Source organism: Microbacterium sp. Cr-K20 (assembly GCF_000708325.1).
In the GTDB taxonomy this organism is placed as follows: domain Bacteria; phylum Actinomycetota; class Actinomycetes; order Actinomycetales; family Microbacteriaceae; genus Microbacterium.
Window position 1 is genome coordinate 27,644 of the sequence record NZ_JARE01000006.1, and the last position, 16,690, is coordinate 44,333.

Below are 16,690 nucleotides of genomic sequence, written 5' to 3' on the forward strand. Positions count from 1 at the left end.
TTCTGAGGAGTTGTGCACGGCTCCGTAGGCTGATCCCATGACCGACGTCGTTCTCGCCGCAGTGCTCGGCGTGCTCGGCGGCGTCGTCCTGACGCTGCTGCTGCTGCTCGCTCGCCGTCTCGCGCGCGGGGCGGCCGACCTCGGCAGCGATGCGGAGCAGGCGGCGCTCACCGCGTTGCACCAGGCGAGTCTCGCCGCTCCGCACCTGCGCGCCGGTCTCGCCGCCCCCGATGTCGTCAAGGCCGCGCGCCACCTGCGGGTGCTGCTCGGCAGCGCCGCCGTGGCGATCGTCAGCGCCGATGACACCGTCTCGTTCGACGGCTCGTCCGACGGGCTGGAGTCGGCGGCGGTCCGTATCGCGGCGCAGGTCCGGGCCTCCGGGCGTCGACAGGTGTTCCCCGCGTCGGGGCGCGACGACGACCTCGAGGCCGTCGGGGCGCCGATCCGCGTCGACGGCCGCGTGGTCGGCGTCGTCGTCGCGTTCGCGGCACCCGTCGGGGCAGCGCTCGTGCGGGCCGCCGAAGAGGTCGCCGACTGGTGCGCCGCGCAGGTCGAACTCGGGGTGCTCGACTCGTCGCGGACCCAGCTCGCCGAGGCGGAGCTGCGATCGCTGCGAGCGCAGATCTCCCCGCACTTCATCTACAACGCCCTCACGGCGATCGCCTCGTTCATCCTCACCGACCCCGAGCGTGCCCGCGAGCTGGTGCTCGAGTTCGCCGATTTCACGCGCTACTCGTTCCGGCGACAGGGGGAGTTCACCACGCTCGCCGAGGAACTGGGCAGCATCCACTCCTACCTCGAACTGGAGCGCGCCCGCTTCGGGGATCGGCTGCGGGTGACGCTGCAGATCGCGCCGGAGACCCTCGCGACGGTCATCCCCTTCCTCTCGGTGCAGCCGCTCGTCGAGAACGCGGTGCGCCACGGACTCGAACCGGGTGAGGGCGGCGGAGAGATCCGCATCGCCTCACGCGACGACGGCACGCACACCGAGATCACGGTCGAGGACGACGGTGTGGGAATGGATCCCGAGGCCCTGCGCGCCACGCTCACCGCGAGCGACGACGGCGTGCACGTCGGCCTCCGCAACGTCGACACCCGGCTCCGTCAGCTCTACGGTGCGGACGGCGGTCTGGTGGTCGAGACGAACACCGGCGCGGGTACCCTGGTGCGCATGCGGGTCCCGAAATCTCAGCCGCAGCACGATCCGGACACCGAGTGACGACGATGCCGACGAACAGTGCACCCCCGGTCGACGTCCTCGTCGCCGACGACGAGAGCCCCGCGCTGGACGAGCTCGTGCATCTGTTGCGCACCGATCCGCGCATCGGGCAGATCCTCACGGCGTCGTCGGGTGCCGAGGCGCTGCGGCTGATGTCCGAGCGCGCGGTGCGGATCGCGTTCCTCGACATCCACATGCCGGGGCTCAGCGGCACCGACCTCGCGCGGGCGCTGATGACTCTCGCCGTGCCGCCGGCGGTCGTGTTCGTCACGGCCGACGACGCCAAGGCGGTGGAGGCGTTCGAGCTGCGAGCCGCGGATTACCTGCTCAAGCCCGTGCGGACCGCGCGGCTGCGTCAGGCGGTCGACCGCGTGGTCGAGCTCGGCGACACCGGGGCATCCGGCGACGACGAGATGCTGCCGGTCACGGTCGGCTCCGCGGTGCGGTTCGTGCGGCGCAGCGACGTGACCTGGGTGCAGGCGCAGGGCGACTACTCCCGGCTGCACACCAGCGACGGCGCGGGGCATCTGGTGCGCATCCCGATCTCCGAGCTCGAGACGCGGTGGACGGATGTCGGGTTCCTGCGCATCCACCGCTCGTCGCTTGTGCGCATCTCCGCCGTGACCGAGGCTCGGCTCTCCGGCGCGGATGCCGCCGTCTCGATCGGTGGACTCTCGCTTCCGGTGAGTCGGAGGATGGTGCCGGCCGTGCGCGAGGCGTTGGTGCGCGGCGAGGGCGCGGGATGACCGAGAAACCGAAGCGGGTCCGCGTCACCGCCGACCTCCCCGACCGGCGCCCGGTGCCCCTGACCCGCGGCATCGCACTGCCCGGTGCCCCCGTGGACGAGGCGGATGCCGTCTACGCGCGGGCCCTGATGCGCAGCCAGCTTCGCCTCGCGCTGGGGACCGTCGCCGGGTTCGTGGTCGTGGTCGTCGCACTGACCCTGGCGATCGCGCTCATCCCCGAGATCGGGCGGATCCTGGTGTGGGGCCTGCCGCTGTCGTGGCTGCTGCAGGCGTACGCGTTCTACCCGATCATCGTCGTCTTCGCGGTGCTCTACGTGCGCACGGCCGGCCGCAACGAGCGCCGGTACCGGGCGCTGCGGGACCGCGAATGAACGCGGTGCTCGACCTCATCGGGGTCGCGCTGGTCATCGTCGCGACGCTGCTGATCGGCGTCTACGGACTGCGCATCTCGCGCACGACGGGCGACTTCTTCGTCGCCTCGCGCACGGTGCGACCGGTGTGGAACGCGTCGGCGATCAGCGGCGAGTATCTGTCCGCCGGCACGTTCCTCGGGCTGTCGGGCCTGGTGCTGCTCGACGGTGCCCGCGGCTTCTGGTTCCCGATCGGCTATGCCGCCGGCTACCTGCTGGTGCTCGCATTCGTCGCCGCCCCGCTCCGGCGCAGCGGCGCGTACACGATCCCCGACTTCATCGAGGCGCGGCTGGAATCGACTTCTGCACGGCGGGTGACCAGCATCGCGGTGCTCGTCATCGGCTGGCTGTACATCGTGCCGCAGCTGCACGGCGCCGGGCTCACCCTGCTCGTCGTCGCCGGTCTGCCGGAGTGGGTGGGGGCGGTGACCGTCGCGGTGCTCGTGGCGGCGGCGGTCGCGGCGGGCGGTATGCGGGCGATCACCTACGTGCAGGCGTTCCAGTACTGGCTCAAGCTCACCGCTCTCCTCGTGCCCGTGGTCTTCATCGCCTTCGCCCTGAGCGGGGGGCCGCACGACTTCGATCCGGCGCTCGTGTTCCCCGTCGAGGCCGGTCCCTCCGGCTTCGACGTGTACGAGACGGCCTCCCTCCTGCTGGCACTGCTGCTGGGCACGATGGGCCTGCCGCACGTGCTGGTGCGGTTCTACACGAGCCCGACCGGGGTGTCCGCTCGTCGCACGACGGTGATCGTGATCGGCATGGTGAGCGCGTTCTATGCGGTGTCGAGCACGATGGGGCTGCTGGCCCGCATCGCCGCTCCCGACCTCGCCGTGCCGGGTGTGGCGGACACGGTGGTGCTGCTGCTGCCCTCGCGGGTCTTCCCCGGAATGCTCGGGGAGCTGCTGACCGCGCTGATCGTCGCCGGAGCGTTCGCCGCGTTCCTGGCGACCTCGGCCGGACTCGTCGTGTCGCTCGCGGGGGTGATCAGCCAGGACGTGTTCTCGGGCTCGGTGCGCTCGTTCCGCCTGTCGGCGGTGCTCTGCGCCCTGGTGCCGCTCGTGATCGCGCTGCTCACGGCGCCGGCGGGGCTCGGATCGAGCGTCGGCGTGGTGTTCGTGGTGGCGGCCTCGACGCTGTCGCCGGTGGTGCTGCTCGGCGTGTGGTGGCGTGGGCTCACCGCTCGAGGGGCCGTGGCCGGGATGGTGTCCGGCGGGCTGGCCGCGGGGCTCGCGCTGCTCGTGCACGCGGCGGTCGGGGGAGTAGGGGTCGCCGCGCCCTACCTCGCGCAGCCGGCCGCCTGGACCATCCCGCTCGCCACGGCGGTGACGGTCGTGGTCTCGCTCCTCGACCCGCGGGGGCCGTCGCCGCGCACGGAACGCTTCCTCGCGCGGGTGCACACCCCGGAGCGCGGCTGAGTCAGTGGGCTGAGTCAGGACCGGGAGTCAGGGCTGGACGGACCGCAGCGTCCAGGCCGGCCACCAGCCGTCAGGGAGACGCGCGAGGAGGTCTTCGGCATCGTCCAGCTCCTCGGCCGGGAAAGACGGGTCGGGTTCGCCGCCGCCCGACCGTCCGCCCCCGTCAGGGGTGCGCAGCTCGGTATGCAGCCAGCGTCGCTGCCCGACGGGGAAGACCTCCCGCAGTCCTCCGGCGGCGATCGCGAGCAGGGTCTCCTCGAGCTGGTCGGCGACACTCTCGGCGGTCTCGTCGCAGGCATCGCAGGTGCAACTGGGCGCGTATTCCCGGGTCAGGGCTCCGGACTGGATGAAGACGGATTCGGCCGTCCCGGTGAGGGTGATCTGCGCCCCTGTGGTGGGGCGCAGGTGCCAGATGCGTGTCCCCGAATCGTCGGACCGTCGGTCGACATCGACGTCGTACCAGGTCTCGAGGTGGTCGACCAGGGCATCGACGACGCCTATCACCGGGGCGAACCGTTCCGGATGGGTCACCCGTGAGTAGGCGTCTTCCGGAGGCGAGCCACCGGCCCAGCGGGATCCGTAGTGGATGACACGGCCGGACTCGTCGACGAACTCCGGGATCGCGAGCACCGGGCGCGTGAACGGCACCGGGGCGACGACGAATTCGATGTCCACCTCTTCGCGCCGCAGGGCGTCGAGCTCCTCGGCGTCGCGGTCGGCCTGCGGCCAGGACGCGAGCATCTCCCGGAACGGCTCGCGCTGTTCCGGGTGCTCGGTGATCCCCCTCAGCAGGCCGGCGACCGGGACCGAGATCGTCGAGGTGCCCACCTCGGGTTCGCTCGTGAAGCGCCACCTCGCCGCCGGATGCGCCACGGCGATCGCGTTCCCCAGGAACCGTTCCGCCGCCTTCGTCGTCTCGGGAGCGTCGAGGAGCTCGGGATGCGCGGCCACGAAGTCCCAGAGGGCGCCGAGGTCGGCGGCGAGGACGGCGGGGTCGGTGCCGGCCTCGCGCGCGAAGGCCTCGAAGAGCTCGAAGCCCTCCACGAATCGCGGAGGCGCGACCAGCTCGGGACTCGGCCAGATCACCATGGCGGATGCCATGGCGTCCGGCATCGGCGCGGGCGCCCCGGGGAAGATGTCTGACGTCGACATCGGGCTAGAGCTTCCGGCTCCGCGGCATGAGCCGCACGTCGGGGAGCGGCGGGGCCGGGATGCGCACATCGTGACCCTCGACCGCGCCGAAGCGCGGGGATGCCGCGCCCGTCGCGGACTCCGCCTCCCACTCCTCGCGCGCCGCGACGATCTCGTCGTGCGTGCGACCGGCGAAGTTCCACCACATCACGATGTCGTCTTCGAAGGGCTCGCCGCCGAGCAGGAACAGCAGGGCGCCGTCGCGGCTCTCGACCTCGACCTCGTCGCGGGAGTCGCCCAGATAGAGCAGCCCGTTCCGGTCGAGCGGATGCTCCGCCACCACGGCGTCGCCTTCGACGAGCATGAGGGCGTGCTCCCAGTCGGAGCCCAGCGGCAGTCGCACGCGGGAACCCGGGGCGAGCACGATCTCCGCACCGACGATCGGAGTGTGCACCGTGGCGGGCGAGCGCACGCCCGCGAACTCGCCGAGCACGACCGTGGCCTCGGCATCCGCTCCATCGTCAGCCGGGAGTGCGACGGAGGGCAGCTCGGTGTGGCGCTCGAACCCGGCCGCGCCGTGGCGGGCGGAATCCGGCAGCACGACCCAGAACTGCAGGGCGTCGAGGGGCACCGGTCCCTCGCCGATCGAGTACTCGGAGTGGGAGATCCCGTTGCCCGCGGTCATCAGGTTCAACTGACCGCGGCGCAGGTCGGCGTCGCTGCCGAGCGAGTCGCGGTGGCGGATCTCGCCGACCAGGGGCCACGTCACCGTCTGCAGCCCGATGTGCGGATGCGGCTCGACCCGCATCTTCGTGTCGGCGGGGCCGAACCGGTCGAGGAAGCACCAGGCGCCGATCGTCGGCAGGTTGCGGTGCGGCAGTGCCCGCAGCACGTTCATGCCGCGCACCCCGCCCAGCGGCACCTCGCGCGGCTCGAGGATGAGGCGGCGCTGCCCGATCATTCCGCTCGGCCCGTCGGGTCCTCACCCGCGGATCCGGCAGGTCCCGCGGGGGTCTGCGGCCAGCGGATCTCGGCGCCCGGCACCTCATGCGTCTCGAGGTACTTCGCGATGTAGGGGCAGAGGGGAACGATCGCCTCGCCGCGCTCGGCGGCATCCGCCAGCGCGGCCGCGGCGAGCTTCCCCGCCAGCCCGTGGCCCTGGAACGCGGGGTCGACCTCGGTGTGGAGGAAGCGGATGGATCCGGGGCGCAGATCGTACGCCGCGAAACCCGCGAGCACGTCGTCGGAGCGGATCTCGTAGCGCGATGCGTCGTCGTCGCGGGTCACGGTGATTTCGGTCATCGGATGCTCCTTCGAACGGGGTGCCTCCAACCTACGCCCGCGTGCGGGGGAGGGGCGGCTGTGGATGAGGCGCCGCCCGCGTCGGCGGGGGTCGTTACGCTGGAGGGATGCCGCAGACTCCCCGTGACCCGTACGCGGATCTGCCGTACGCCGACGAGCCCTACGACGACGGCTGGGAGTCGTCCGCCCCGCCGGAGCCCATGGACTGGGAGCCGCAGGGCGCGGGCTACGAGCCGCCGCTCGACTGGGGACAGGGGCCGGTCACTCCGGTGGCTCCGGCATCGTCCGCCGGTCGTGCGCCCGTCGTACGCCAGGCCGCCCCGAGCCGCTATCCGACTGCGCGCGAGGCGCTGCACACGGTCTTCGGCTACGACGAGTTCCGCGGCGACCAGGCCGACATCGTCGAGCAGGTCATCGCGGGCGGCGACGCCGTCGTCCTGATGCCGACCGGTGGCGGAAAGAGCATCACGTACCAGGTGCCGGCACTCGTGCGCGAGGGCACGGGGCTCGTCATCAGCCCGCTGATCGCGCTCATGCACGACCAGGTCGACGCGCTGCGCGCCAACGGCGTCAACGCCGCGTACCTCAACTCCACGCAGGCGATCGACGAGCGCCGCGAGGTCGAGCGGGCCTACGTCGCAGGCGAGCTCGACCTCATCTACGTCGCCCCCGAGCGCCTGTCGAACGCGCAGACGACGGCGCTCCTCCAGCGCGGAACCCTCAGCGTGATCGCGATCGACGAGGCGCACTGCGTGTCGCAGTGGGGCCACGACTTCCGTCCCGACTACCTCACCCTCGGCGACCTGGGCGAGCGGTTCCCCGGGGTGCCGCGTATGGCGCTCACGGCCACCGCGACGGCGGCGACGCACAAGGAGATCACCGAGCGGCTGCGCCTCGACACCGCGAAGCACTTCGTCGCGAGCTTCGACCGCCCGAACATCCAGTACCGGATCGTGCCCAAGGTCGACCCGCGCAAGCAGCTGGTCGCCTTCATCAAGGCACAGACCCCGGCGAGCGACGACGGCGCGCAGCCCGCGGGCATCGTGTACGCCCTCAGCCGCAAGTCGGTCGAGCAGACGGCGACCTATCTCGCCGCACAGGGCCTCGACGCGCTGCCGTATCACGCGGGTCTTCCCGCCGAGGTGCGGGCGGCCAACCAGGCGCGCTTCCTCCGGGAAGACGGCGTGGTCATGGTCGCGACCATCGCGTTCGGCATGGGTATCGACAAGCCCGATGTGCGCTTCGTCGCGCACATCGACCTGCCGAAGTCGGTCGAGGGGTACTACCAGGAGACGGGTCGTGCCGGCCGCGACGGCGAGCCCGCGGTGGCCTGGATGGCGTACGGGCTCGGCGACGTCGTGCAGCAGCGCCGGCTCATCGACCAGAGCCCCGGCGATCGCACGTTCAAGATGCGGATGGGGCAGCACCTCGACGCCATGCTCGCGCTGTGCGAGACGGTCGAGTGCCGCCGGCAGAACCTGCTCGGGTACTTCGGCCAGGAGTCGCAGCCCTGCGGCAACTGCGACACCTGCCTCGACGACACCGAGACGTTCGACGGCCTCGTGCCGGCGCAGAAGCTGCTCTCGACGATCGTTCGGCTCAAGCGCGAGCGCAACCAGTCGTTCGGCGCGGGGCACCTCATCGACATCCTCCGGGGTGCCTCGACCGAGCGCATCCGGCAGCAGGGGCACGACGAGCTCGCGACGTACGGCATCGGCAACGACCTCTCCGACCAGGATTGGCGCAGCGTCGTTCGGCAGCTGCTGGCCCGCGGCATCCTGGTCGCCCAGGGCGACTACGGCACCCTCGCCCCCGGGGAGCAGGCCGCGGGTGTGCTGCGCGGCGAGACCGCGGTGCCGCTGCGCAAAGACACGATCGGGCGTCCGACCTCTTCGTCGCGGGCGCGCAAGGCCAGTGCCGCCGACGCGCTGGATGCCGGTGACCGCGGGCTGTTCGAGGCGCTGCGCGCCTGGCGGGCCGAGACCGCTCGGGAGCAGGGTGTGCCGGCGTACATCGTGTTCGGCGACGCGACCCTGCGCGCGCTCGCCGAGCACCGGCCGGCTTCCCTCGCCGACCTCGACGGCATCACCGGCATCGGCGCCAAGAAGCGCGAGGCCTACGGCGAGGGCGTGCTGGCGGTCATCGCCGCCGCCTGACCACCGCGGCCCAATCGCATAGACCCATAGCGTGCGGTCGGGAGAGCGGCAAGAACACCTAAGTACACTGGGTACACAAGAGTTCACAGAAGGGCAGCGATGATCGGCGTGAATCCCTTCCGCCCGACAGCCGGAGCCGAGCCTCCGCAGTTGATCGGTCGTGCCGGGATCCTCGATGAGTTCCGCTACGGGCTCCGCATCCGCTCCGGGGCGCCGGGGCTGCTGACCATCTTCACCGGCGCGCGAGGCATCGGCAAGACCGTCATGCTCGGTGAAGCCGAGGACGCGGCGCTCACTCACGGCTGGATGGTTGTCTCGGAGACCGCGACCCGTGGCTTCCTGGGTCGCATCGGCGAGGCGATGCGCGCCGCCGCAGAAGAACAGGGGCAGGGTCCGGCCGGAAGGCGGATCACCGGTATCGGCGCCGCAGGCTTCTCCATCACGACGCAGCTCCCTCCCGAACAGCAAGCAGGATGGCGACAGGTCGGCGAGAAACTTCTCCGACAGCTCGACGAGAACGGAACCGGGCTGGTCATCACCCTGGATGAGATCCACGGGGCAGACCGGGATGAACTCGCTCAGCTCGCAGCCTCGGTCCAGCACTACATCCGCGATGGTCTCCCGATCGCGCTCCTCTTCGCGGGCCTCCCCGCGGCGGTGTCCGATCTCCTCAACGAGGGGGTCGCGACCTTCCTGCGGCGGGCGGATCGGATCGATCTGCACGCTGCAGCCATCGACGAAGTCGAGAACTCATTCGCAGACATCTTCGCCGTCTGGGACACGCCACTCGATCCTGTGCTGATCAGGGCTGCGGCGGAGTCGACGGGCGGCTATCCGTTTCTGATCCAGCTGATCGGTTATCACCTGTGGCAGGTGGCCGAATCGACGGATCGACCGCTCGGCGCCGAGGACGTCGACCTGGCGCTGTCTGCCGCACACCGCAGAAATGCCCGTGTGGTCATCGAGGCTGCACTGTCCGCTGTCTCCCCGAAGGACCTCGACTTCCTCAGAGCGATGGCCGAAGACGATATCCCTGCGACCGCGGCAGACATCGGCCGTCGCCTCGGTGATAAGAAGAACACGGTCGGCAACTACCGCGCGCGGCTCATCGCTGCGGGCCTGATCCAACCAGCGGGCCACGGTCGCGTCGACTTCGCGATCCCCGGACTGCGGGAACATCTCCGCACTCGTTGAGCCTTTGTCGCGGTCGCCCTGTCGCGAGGCGACAACGGAACGCCGGCATATGCCCGCACGCGGTTGGAGGATGCTCACAGCGGAGTTCGCCCCGGTTTGTCGCAGACCTACCATGGAGGCACCCCTACTTCCCTGGAGGAATGCCATGGTCGACGCTGCCGTCCGTCCTTCGACGACACCCGATGAATCGCCCGCGACCGCGCTCGCCCCGCAGATGGACGTCGCCCGAGTCAACGAGGCCCTGATGGGCACCTGGGGCGACGTGCGCCGTCAGGCGCGCGAGATGATCAAGGACTCGGCGTTCTGGCGCAAGGACGAGCTCGGCAAGGACGAGCACCGCGAGCGCGTGCTCAGCCAGCTGCACCTGCTGGTCGAGAACAAGGCCGTGCACCGGGCGTTCCCCAAGTCGCTCGGCGGCGAGGAGAACAACGGCGCCAACATCGCCGGCTTCGAGGAGCTCGTGGTCGCCGACCCTAGTCTGCAGATCAAGTCGGGCGTGCAGTGGGGGCTCTTCGGCTCGGCCGTGCTGCAGCTCGGCACCGCGGAGCACCACGAGAAGTGGCTCCCCGGCATCATGGACCTCTCGATCCCCGGCGCCTTCGCGATGACCGAGATCGGCCACGGCTCGGATGTCGCCGCGGTCGGGACGACCGCGACCTACGACGCGGCGACCGAAGAGTTCGTCATCAACACCCCGTTCCGGGCGGCCACCAAGGAGTACCTCGGCAACGCCGCGCTGCACGGTGTCGCGGCGACCGTGTTCGCGCAGCTGATCACCAACGGCGTGAACCACGGGGTGCACTGCTTCTACGTGCCGCTGCGTGGAGAGGACGGCGTCGACCTCCCCGGTATCGGCCGCGAGGACGACGGCCTCAAGGGCGGCCTCAACGGCATCGACAACGGCCGTCTGTCTTTCGACCACGTGCGCATCCCGCGCACGAACCTGCTCAACCGCTACGGTGATGTGGCCGCGGACGGCACGTACTCCAGCGCGATCGACAGCCCCGGCCGCCGCTTCTTCACGATGCTCGGAACGCTCGTGCAGGGACGCGTGTCGCTCGACGGTGCGGCATCCTGGGCCTCCGCACTCGGCCTGCACATCGCGATCACCTACGCCACCCAGCGTCGCCAGTTCGACGGCGCGGACGGGCAGGAGGTCGTGCTCATGGACTACGGCAAGCACCAGCGCCGTCTGCTCCCGCGTCTGGCGACCACGTACGCGCAGATCTTCGCGCACGACGAGTTCCTGCAGAAGTTCGACGCCGTCTTCTCGGGGCGCACCGACACCCCGGCCGACCGCGAAGACCTCGAGACGCTGGCCGCCGCTCTCAAGCCGCTGTCGACCTGGCACGCGCTCGACACGCTGCAGGAGGCTCGTGAGGCCACCGGCGGTGCCGGCTTCATGTTCGAGAACCGTCTGGTGGGCCTGCGCGCCGACCTCGACATCTACGTGACGTTCGAGGGCGACAACAACGTCCTGCTGCAGCTGGTGGGCAAGCGTCTACTGACCGATTACGCCAAGCAGTTCCAGGGCAAGGATGCCGCGGCGCTCGCCAAGTTCGCCGTCGGGATGACCGCGGGCAAGCTGTTCCATGGCGCCGGACTCCGTCAGCTGGGCCAGGCCGTCTCCGACTTCGGTCAGGTCAGCCGGTCGGTCGAGCGGGGCCTCCGCGAGGAGCAGCAGCACGATCTGCTCGCCGGACGCGTGCAGCAGATGGTGGCCGACATCGCCTCCCGCCTTCGCCCCGGGGCGAAGGACAAGGCCCTCGGCGCCCGCCTGTTCAACGAGAACCAGGCCGAGCTGATCGAAGCCGCTCGTGCGCACGGAGAGCTGCTGCAGTGGGAGGCGTTCACCGACGCCGTGCACCAGATCGACGACGCCGACACCAAGAAGGTGCTCACCTGGCTGCGCGACCTGTTCGGTCTGCAGCTCATCGAGAAGCACCTCGCCTGGCACCTGATCAACGGACGCCTGTCGACCCAGCGCGCCGCCGCCGTGTCGAGCTACATCGACCGGCTGTGCGCGCGGCTGCGCCCCCATGCCCTCGACCTGGTGAACGCGTTCGGCTACGAGCCCGAGCACGTGCGGGCGCCGATCGCCAGCGGCATCGAGAAGCAGCGTCAGGACGAGGCCCGGGCCTACTACGCCGACCTCGCCGCCACGGGCAAGGCGCCGATCCAGGAGAAGGCGCTCAAGAAGAAGCAGCGCTGATCTGTCGGGGGCGGGGCGTCGGTCAGGATGACCATTTCGTGAGGTCGATGCCGCGCTCCTCCGCCAGCGCCTGAAGGTGCTCGGCGGAATCCGTCTCTACGCAGACGCACGCCTGCAGGCCCGCGGCGGCGTCGTCGCGCAGCAGGTAGTAGCTGTTCGCGTCGGTCAGCAGCTCTCCCTCGGCGTCGCGGAACAGCCAGCGCACCTTCACCAGCACGAGTCGATCGGACAATTCGTTCGCGTCGAGGAGCTCGTGCCCGACGGAGGCGAGACCGAGCTCCCGGTACAGGGGATAGGACTGCTTCAGCCCCGCGACCATCTCCTCCCGGGTGTCCAGGACGCCGGAGACCCGGTCGTCGGCGATCATGCCGGGCGTCGACCACAGCTCGACGGCGGCTTCGGCGTCGAACTCCGTCAGGGATGCCGCATAGCGCGCGAGGTACTGTTCGATCCGGTCGGTGTGGATGCTCATGATGTCGAGGGTACGGACCGTTCGCATCGACCGTCAGGGGCCTTGACGGCAGCGGGTGCGTAGGGTGGATCGCGCCACCAGAAGAAGGAGTCCCCGTGACCCGCGTCAACGCCTACGCCGCACCCCGTGAAGCCGCCCCGCTGGAGAAGACCGTCATCGAACGGCGCGAGCTCGGGCCGTCCGATGTGCTCATCGACATCGCGTTCGCCGGCATCTGCCACTCCGACATCCACACCGTGCGCGGCGACTGGGGGCCGCAGAGGTACCCGCTCGCTCCGGGGCATGAGATCACCGGGACGGTCGCGGCGGTGGGCGATGCCGTGACCCGGCACGCGGTCGGCGATCGCGTCGGCGTCGGATGCCTGGTGAACTCGTGCGGCGAGTGCCGCAACTGCCTGCGCGGTGAGGAGCAGTACTGCACCGAGGGCGCGGTGCAGACCTACGGCAGCACGGACCGCGACGGCACCGTCACGCAGGGAGGCTACTCCGAGCAGGTCGTCGTGGCCGAGAAATTCGTCCTGCGCATCCCCGACTCCCTGCCCCTGGATGTGGCTGCGCCCCTGCTGTGTGCCGGCATCACGACCTACTCGCCGCTGCGGCACTGGAACGTCGGTCCCGGCACCCGCGTCGCGGTCGTCGGCCTCGGTGGGCTCGGGCACATAGGCGTGCAGATCGCGCATGCACTCGGTGCCGAGGTGACCGTGCTCTCGCAGACCCTGAACAAGAAGGACGACGGCCTGCGGCTCGGCGCCCACCACTATCGCGCCACGAGCGATCAGGAGACCTTCCGCGAGCTGCGTTCGTCGTTCGACGTGATCCTCAACACCGTGAGCGCCGTGATCGACCTGCGCTCCTACCTGAGCCTGCTCGACGTCGGGGGTGCGCTCGTGTGCGTCGGCGCGCCGGCCGAACCGCTGTCGGTCGGCGTCATGTCGCTGATCGGCGGAAGGCGTTCGCTCGCCGGTAGCAACATCGGCGGCATCCGCGAGACGCAGGAGATGCTCGACTTCTGCGCCGAGCACGGTCTCGCCGCGGAGATCGAGGTGATCCCGGCATCCGAGATCAACGCCGCCTACGAGCGCGTGCTCGCTTCCGACGTGCGGTATCGGTTCGTGATCGACGCGGCCACTTTCGCCTGAATTTCGGGATTATACGCCTGAATTTCGGTATTAGGCCACGGCTCGGTCTCCGTTATGTAACATTCCACGTGACCACCGCTCGAGGTGTGTCGACGGATCGGAGATCGGAGATTGTATGTGCCCTGGATTTGGTCGGCGAGAGTTCATCGGATTTGCGGTGGTGTCGGCGGCATCTGCCGCCGTGCAGTTGAGGCTTCCGGCAACTGATCCGACAGCTCCTCAGGCTCTCGGCGGGGGCACGCTGCGGACAGCGGTCGACGGGGCCGCGCCGGCACCCACCGTCGCGAGGCCCACCGACGAGGCCACCCAGAAGCTGAATGCGCTCCGCACGAAGTTCACGGTGCCGACGACGGAGCTTTCGGATGTGGCGGGGACGATCTCCGCCGACGGGAAGACCCCGATCGGAGCGGTTGCGGTCATGGAGCTCGCGGCGGCCTACGCCAAGGACACGAATATGTCGTGGAGCAAAGCGCTGCAGTTCAGCGTTGACGCGAATGCTCACAACGCGGCCGACACCGACCCCGACGCAGGCTCGGACGGTGGCAAGGCGGCCGTCTCGAATCGCGCACTCTTCGCGAACGCGTCGAACTGCTTGAAGCTGTGCGCGACGGGGATTCTGGGGAATGCGGAGTACACCAGCTCTGTGACGGCCGGCGGAGTAGCGGGCGGTGAATACAGCTTCCCCGTGTATCCGTCGGATATGACATACATCGTCAACGGCACGACCAACACGCCCGGTGCCGGTCAGGCCGGGGCGCTGCGAGACCTGAGCAGCGCGCTGTCGAACCGCGCCATCGTGTGCGACTACAGCAACTTCTGCATCGGGGCGACCAACTCGCTGGCGTCGACGTCCGGGGGGAAGACGCCGCCATCGCAGCAGTGGGCGCAGACGCTCTTCGACGCGCGCTCGACCACCGGATATCAGAACTATCTTCGCGAGGTGAACGCCGACGACTCCCTCCGAGACGCCGAGAAGTACTGGCATGCCAAAGAGTCCGAGACACTGAACATCCTCAACGAGGGACTCTCTCTTCGTGTGGGAGCAGTGCAGGCGAGCGCGTACCTGGCCACACCCTTCGACGACATGCTCGCCGGCAAATACCCGGAGCCTGTCGCCGCCTACGACCAGACCATTCAGCACTACATTCTCGCGAAGGCCCAGGCGACCGTCGCCGGGTCTTCGTCCTCGAGCCTGAAGAGCGTCCTCGCATCCTTCGATGCCCTCCTCACCCTGTTCACCGAGAAGCCCGAGGACGTTCCCGGACTCGAGCAGAGCGTGGCCATCAGGAACGTCTTCATGCGGCTGACCTCCTTCGAGTACCTCGGCAAGTCGAGCGGGATCTTCACGGACGATCAGATCAATGAGGCCCTCGGCGCCGGAGGCAAGCTGATCACCGACAACACGACCGTCAAGGCGAAGTTGAGCACTGCGTTGCTCGCGTTCAACAGCAGCGGGATCCTCGGCAGCATCTCGGCGGTGATCGGAGTCACGCGACTCGTGCTCGAGTCCCTGCTGCTCCACGATGCCATCGGCAAAGGCGAGGTCTCTCCGGCTCAGGCCATCGGCTTCACCGCGCGCATCGTCGCTGTGTACTCGTCGTTCGGGGCGCTCAGGAACCTGACGATGTCATTCCTGACGGCGGCTCCGACAGCGGCGCGCACGGCGGCTCGGATCCTCAGTTGGAACACTGTCTCTCCCGAGATGTATGAGATGACGACGGGAGCGATGTGGAGCGCGGCGAGGCCCGCTGCAGACATCCCGACGGAGGCGCAGGCGGCGTCGACGAGCTTCGCCGACGCGATGTCCAGCACCTCCAGCAAACTGGTCGATACCGCCGAGGACAGGGTGACGGTGTTCTTCACACAGGCCTCGGCGGACGCCGGTGCCAAGGTGCCTTCCGCTCAACGTGCTGTGGCCTCGCAGGCTCTCACTAGCGCAGTCGAGACCGCGAGCACGCGCATCGTGGAGCAGGCGTCCATCGAGCAGGGAGCCATCCTTGCGAAACCGTCCGCCTCCCTGGCGTCGAAGGTCTTCACCGCATCGCTCGCGGGGGCGGGCCTCATCGCGGATCTGCTGTTCGTCAGCTCGGACATCGCTGCGATCGTCGCCAGCGGCGGCATGGTCGGGGCTTCCACCTGGCTGTGGCTCGTCTCGGACGGCATTGCCGTCGTGGCGTCAGGAATCGGAGTGGGGATCGCCATGTCCTTGTTCACGGCATCCTCGCTCAACTTCGTCGCGCTCGGACTCACGCTCGCGGCGGCGATCATCGGGCTCATCGCCGCCGCGATCAGTCTCCCGAACGTCGCGAAGCAGACCAGGGACGAGATGACAGCGACGTTCCAGCGCCTCGAGAACGACGGCTATCTGCGGGAGTGGGGCCGGAAGATCGCCTTCATGGCGGTGTACTTCCACGCTCTCAACTCTGAGGAGCCCGTGCGCTTCGTGGATCCGTCGAAATCGCTCTTCGATGTGCAGGGGAAGGCGTTCGAGATCTTCGCGGCGTCCACAGGGGCGACGGACTGGGACAAGTTCAAGGAGTGCCGGAGCAGCCTCGTGGGGGTGGCATAGCACTCGGCGCATGCCATGTCCGCCGCCGCGGATAGCCTGAGCGGATGACCTCTCTTCTCACGGGCCCCGATGCCCGCGACCGCTGCGCCTGGGTGGGCGACGACGTCGAGTACCGCCGCTACCACGACGAGGAGTGGGGTGTGCCTCTGCACGGCGACCGCGCCCTGTTCGAGAAGATGGCGCTCGAGGGCTTCCAGGCCGGACTCTCGTGGATCACGATCCTGCGCAAGCGCCCGCGGTTCCGCGAGGTGTTCGCCGGGTTCGAGCCCGAGGCGGTGTCGGAGTTCGATGAGGCCGATGTCGAGCGGCTCATGGCGGATGCCGGCATCATCCGCAACCGCGCCAAGATCCTGGCCACGATCGGCAACGCCCGCCTGGTGCGCGCGATGGCGGAGGGCGAGCTCGATGAGCTGATGTGGTCGTTCGCGCCGCCGGCATCCGACACCCGTCCGGCGTCGTTCGCCGAGGTTCCGGCGGTCACGCCGGAGTCGACGGCGATGAGTAAAGAGCTGCGTCGACGCGGGTTCCGCTTCGTCGGGCCGACCACCATGTATGCGCTCATGCAGTCGGCCGGGATGGTCGACGATCACATCGCCGGATGCTGGCGCGCGTAACGGAGGGTGATGGGGATATCTGCCCATCGAGTGATATTCCGCGACGCGGTTAGGATGTACGAGTGCTCAGCGGCCAGTCGGGCCTGCGCATGAGTAATCGGAGAGTGTGAC

Annotated in this window: 14 protein-coding genes; 10 read left to right on the top strand and 4 right to left on the bottom strand. The window is 69.4% G+C overall.

Translation table 11 applies throughout. The features are described 5' to 3' along the window. Positions 1 to 37: 37 nt before the first annotated feature. Genes GZ67_RS0101665 through GZ67_RS0101680 form a run of 4 tightly spaced genes read left to right on the top strand, consistent with a single transcriptional unit; the run spans position 38 to position 3,790 of the window. Positions 38 to 1,219 carry a sensor histidine kinase gene (locus GZ67_RS0101665; RefSeq protein WP_029261298.1) on the top strand — a complete coding sequence of 394 codons (1,182 nt, stop codon included), beginning with the start codon at positions 38 to 40 and terminating at the stop codon, positions 1,217 to 1,219. Positions 1,220 to 1,224: 5 nt separating this feature from the next. Continuing rightward, positions 1,225 to 1,965, top strand: a complete 741-nt coding sequence (locus GZ67_RS0101670) for a LytR/AlgR family response regulator transcription factor (RefSeq protein ID WP_029261299.1) — start codon at positions 1,225 to 1,227, stop codon at positions 1,963 to 1,965. Beyond that, positions 1,962 to 2,336 carry a hypothetical protein gene (locus GZ67_RS0101675; RefSeq protein ID WP_029261300.1) on the top strand — a complete coding sequence of 125 codons (375 nt, stop codon included), beginning with the start codon at positions 1,962 to 1,964 and terminating at the stop codon, positions 2,334 to 2,336. Before GZ67_RS0101670 ends, GZ67_RS0101675 begins: the two co-directional genes overlap by 4 nt. Continuing rightward, positions 2,333 to 3,790, top strand: coding sequence for a sodium/solute symporter (locus tag GZ67_RS0101680; protein WP_029261301.1), 1,458 nt, complete (start codon positions 2,333 to 2,335; stop codon positions 3,788 to 3,790). Before GZ67_RS0101675 ends, GZ67_RS0101680 begins: the two co-directional genes overlap by 4 nt. Positions 3,791 to 3,817: 27 nt before the next feature. Here the strand turns inward: GZ67_RS0101680 and GZ67_RS20000 are convergent, their stop codons facing one another. The 3 genes from GZ67_RS20000 to GZ67_RS0101695 are packed head-to-tail and all read right to left on the bottom strand — an operon-like array spanning position 3,818 to position 6,223. Continuing rightward, entirely contained in the window at positions 3,818 to 4,942 is a 1,125-nt protein-coding gene (locus tag GZ67_RS20000; RefSeq protein ID WP_051662271.1) for a DUF6226 family protein, read from the bottom strand. A 4-nt stretch (positions 4,943 to 4,946) separates the two neighbouring features. Then, the gene (locus tag GZ67_RS0101690) at positions 4,947 to 5,882 is read right to left on the bottom strand and encodes a pirin family protein (protein WP_029261303.1); all 936 of its coding nucleotides are present in this window, start codon (positions 5,880 to 5,882) and stop codon (positions 4,947 to 4,949) included. Then, entirely contained in the window at positions 5,879 to 6,223 is a 345-nt protein-coding gene (locus GZ67_RS0101695) for a GNAT family N-acetyltransferase (protein ID WP_029261304.1), read from the bottom strand. The genes GZ67_RS0101690 and GZ67_RS0101695 overlap by 4 nt, the downstream gene beginning before the upstream one ends. Positions 6,224 to 6,330: 107 nt before the next feature. On the opposite strand from GZ67_RS0101695, the gene recQ reads away from it, so the two are divergent. The 3 genes from recQ (at position 6,331) to GZ67_RS0101710 (ending at position 11,785) form a co-directional block, all read left to right on the top strand. Continuing rightward, positions 6,331 to 8,379 (top strand): DNA helicase RecQ, encoded by a 2,049-nt coding sequence (recQ, locus tag GZ67_RS0101700; protein WP_029261305.1) that lies wholly within the window; start codon positions 6,331 to 6,333, stop codon positions 8,377 to 8,379. A gap of 99 nt (positions 8,380 to 8,478) precedes the next feature. Continuing rightward, complete coding sequence (locus tag GZ67_RS0101705; protein WP_029261306.1) at positions 8,479 to 9,573, top strand: ATP-binding protein; 1,095 nt, start codon at positions 8,479 to 8,481, stop codon at positions 9,571 to 9,573. A gap of 145 nt (positions 9,574 to 9,718) precedes the next feature. Next, entirely contained in the window at positions 9,719 to 11,785 is a 2,067-nt protein-coding gene (locus GZ67_RS0101710) for an acyl-CoA dehydrogenase family protein (RefSeq protein ID WP_029261307.1), read from the top strand. Between the two features lie 22 nt (positions 11,786 to 11,807). Here GZ67_RS0101710 and GZ67_RS0101715 read toward each other — a convergent pair whose 3' ends face one another. Then, complete coding sequence (locus GZ67_RS0101715; RefSeq protein ID WP_029261308.1) at positions 11,808 to 12,257, bottom strand: hypothetical protein; 450 nt, start codon at positions 12,255 to 12,257, stop codon at positions 11,808 to 11,810. 95 nt (positions 12,258 to 12,352) lie between these two features. Between GZ67_RS0101715 and GZ67_RS0101720 the strand changes: the two genes are divergently transcribed. The 3 genes from GZ67_RS0101720 to GZ67_RS0101730 all read left to right on the top strand — a co-directional run bounded on the left by GZ67_RS0101720 (position 12,353) and on the right by GZ67_RS0101730 (position 16,579). Then, the gene (locus tag GZ67_RS0101720) at positions 12,353 to 13,396 is read left to right on the top strand and encodes an NAD(P)-dependent alcohol dehydrogenase (RefSeq protein WP_029261309.1); all 1,044 of its coding nucleotides are present in this window, start codon (positions 12,353 to 12,355) and stop codon (positions 13,394 to 13,396) included. A 160-nt stretch (positions 13,397 to 13,556) separates the two neighbouring features. Continuing rightward, entirely contained in the window at positions 13,557 to 15,965 is a 2,409-nt protein-coding gene (locus GZ67_RS0101725; protein ID WP_136025824.1) for a hypothetical protein, read from the top strand. Between the two features lie 44 nt (positions 15,966 to 16,009). Beyond that, entirely contained in the window at positions 16,010 to 16,579 is a 570-nt protein-coding gene (locus GZ67_RS0101730; protein WP_029261311.1) for a DNA-3-methyladenine glycosylase I, read from the top strand. Positions 16,580 to 16,690: the final 111 nt, after the last annotated feature.

What these genes read in the sequence shown, in the direction of transcription:
- GZ67_RS0101665 (WP_029261298.1), top strand. Translation starts at nt 38, where the DNA reads ATGACCGACGTCGTTCTCGCCGCAGTGCTCGGCGTGCTCGGCGGCGTC.
- GZ67_RS0101670 (WP_029261299.1), top strand. Translation starts at nt 1,225, where the DNA reads ATGCCGACGAACAGTGCACCCCCGGTCGACGTCCTCGTCGCCGACGAC.
- GZ67_RS0101675 (WP_029261300.1), top strand. Translation starts at nt 1,962, where the DNA reads ATGACCGAGAAACCGAAGCGGGTCCGCGTCACCGCCGACCTCCCCGAC.
- GZ67_RS0101680 (WP_029261301.1), top strand. Translation starts at nt 2,333, where the DNA reads ATGAACGCGGTGCTCGACCTCATCGGGGTCGCGCTGGTCATCGTCGCG.
- GZ67_RS20000 (WP_051662271.1), bottom strand. Translation starts at nt 4,942, where the DNA reads ATGTCGACGTCAGACATCTTCCCCGGGGCGCCCGCGCCGATGCCGGAC.
- GZ67_RS0101690 (WP_029261303.1), bottom strand. Translation starts at nt 5,882, where the DNA reads ATGATCGGGCAGCGCCGCCTCATCCTCGAGCCGCGCGAGGTGCCGCTG.
- GZ67_RS0101695 (WP_029261304.1), bottom strand. Translation starts at nt 6,223, where the DNA reads ATGACCGAAATCACCGTGACCCGCGACGACGACGCATCGCGCTACGAG.
- recQ (WP_029261305.1), top strand. Translation starts at nt 6,331, where the DNA reads ATGCCGCAGACTCCCCGTGACCCGTACGCGGATCTGCCGTACGCCGAC.
- GZ67_RS0101705 (WP_029261306.1), top strand. Translation starts at nt 8,479, where the DNA reads ATGATCGGCGTGAATCCCTTCCGCCCGACAGCCGGAGCCGAGCCTCCG.
- GZ67_RS0101710 (WP_029261307.1), top strand. Translation starts at nt 9,719, where the DNA reads ATGGTCGACGCTGCCGTCCGTCCTTCGACGACACCCGATGAATCGCCC.
- GZ67_RS0101715 (WP_029261308.1), bottom strand. Translation starts at nt 12,257, where the DNA reads ATGAGCATCCACACCGACCGGATCGAACAGTACCTCGCGCGCTATGCG.
- GZ67_RS0101730 (WP_029261311.1), top strand. Translation starts at nt 16,010, where the DNA reads ATGACCTCTCTTCTCACGGGCCCCGATGCCCGCGACCGCTGCGCCTGG.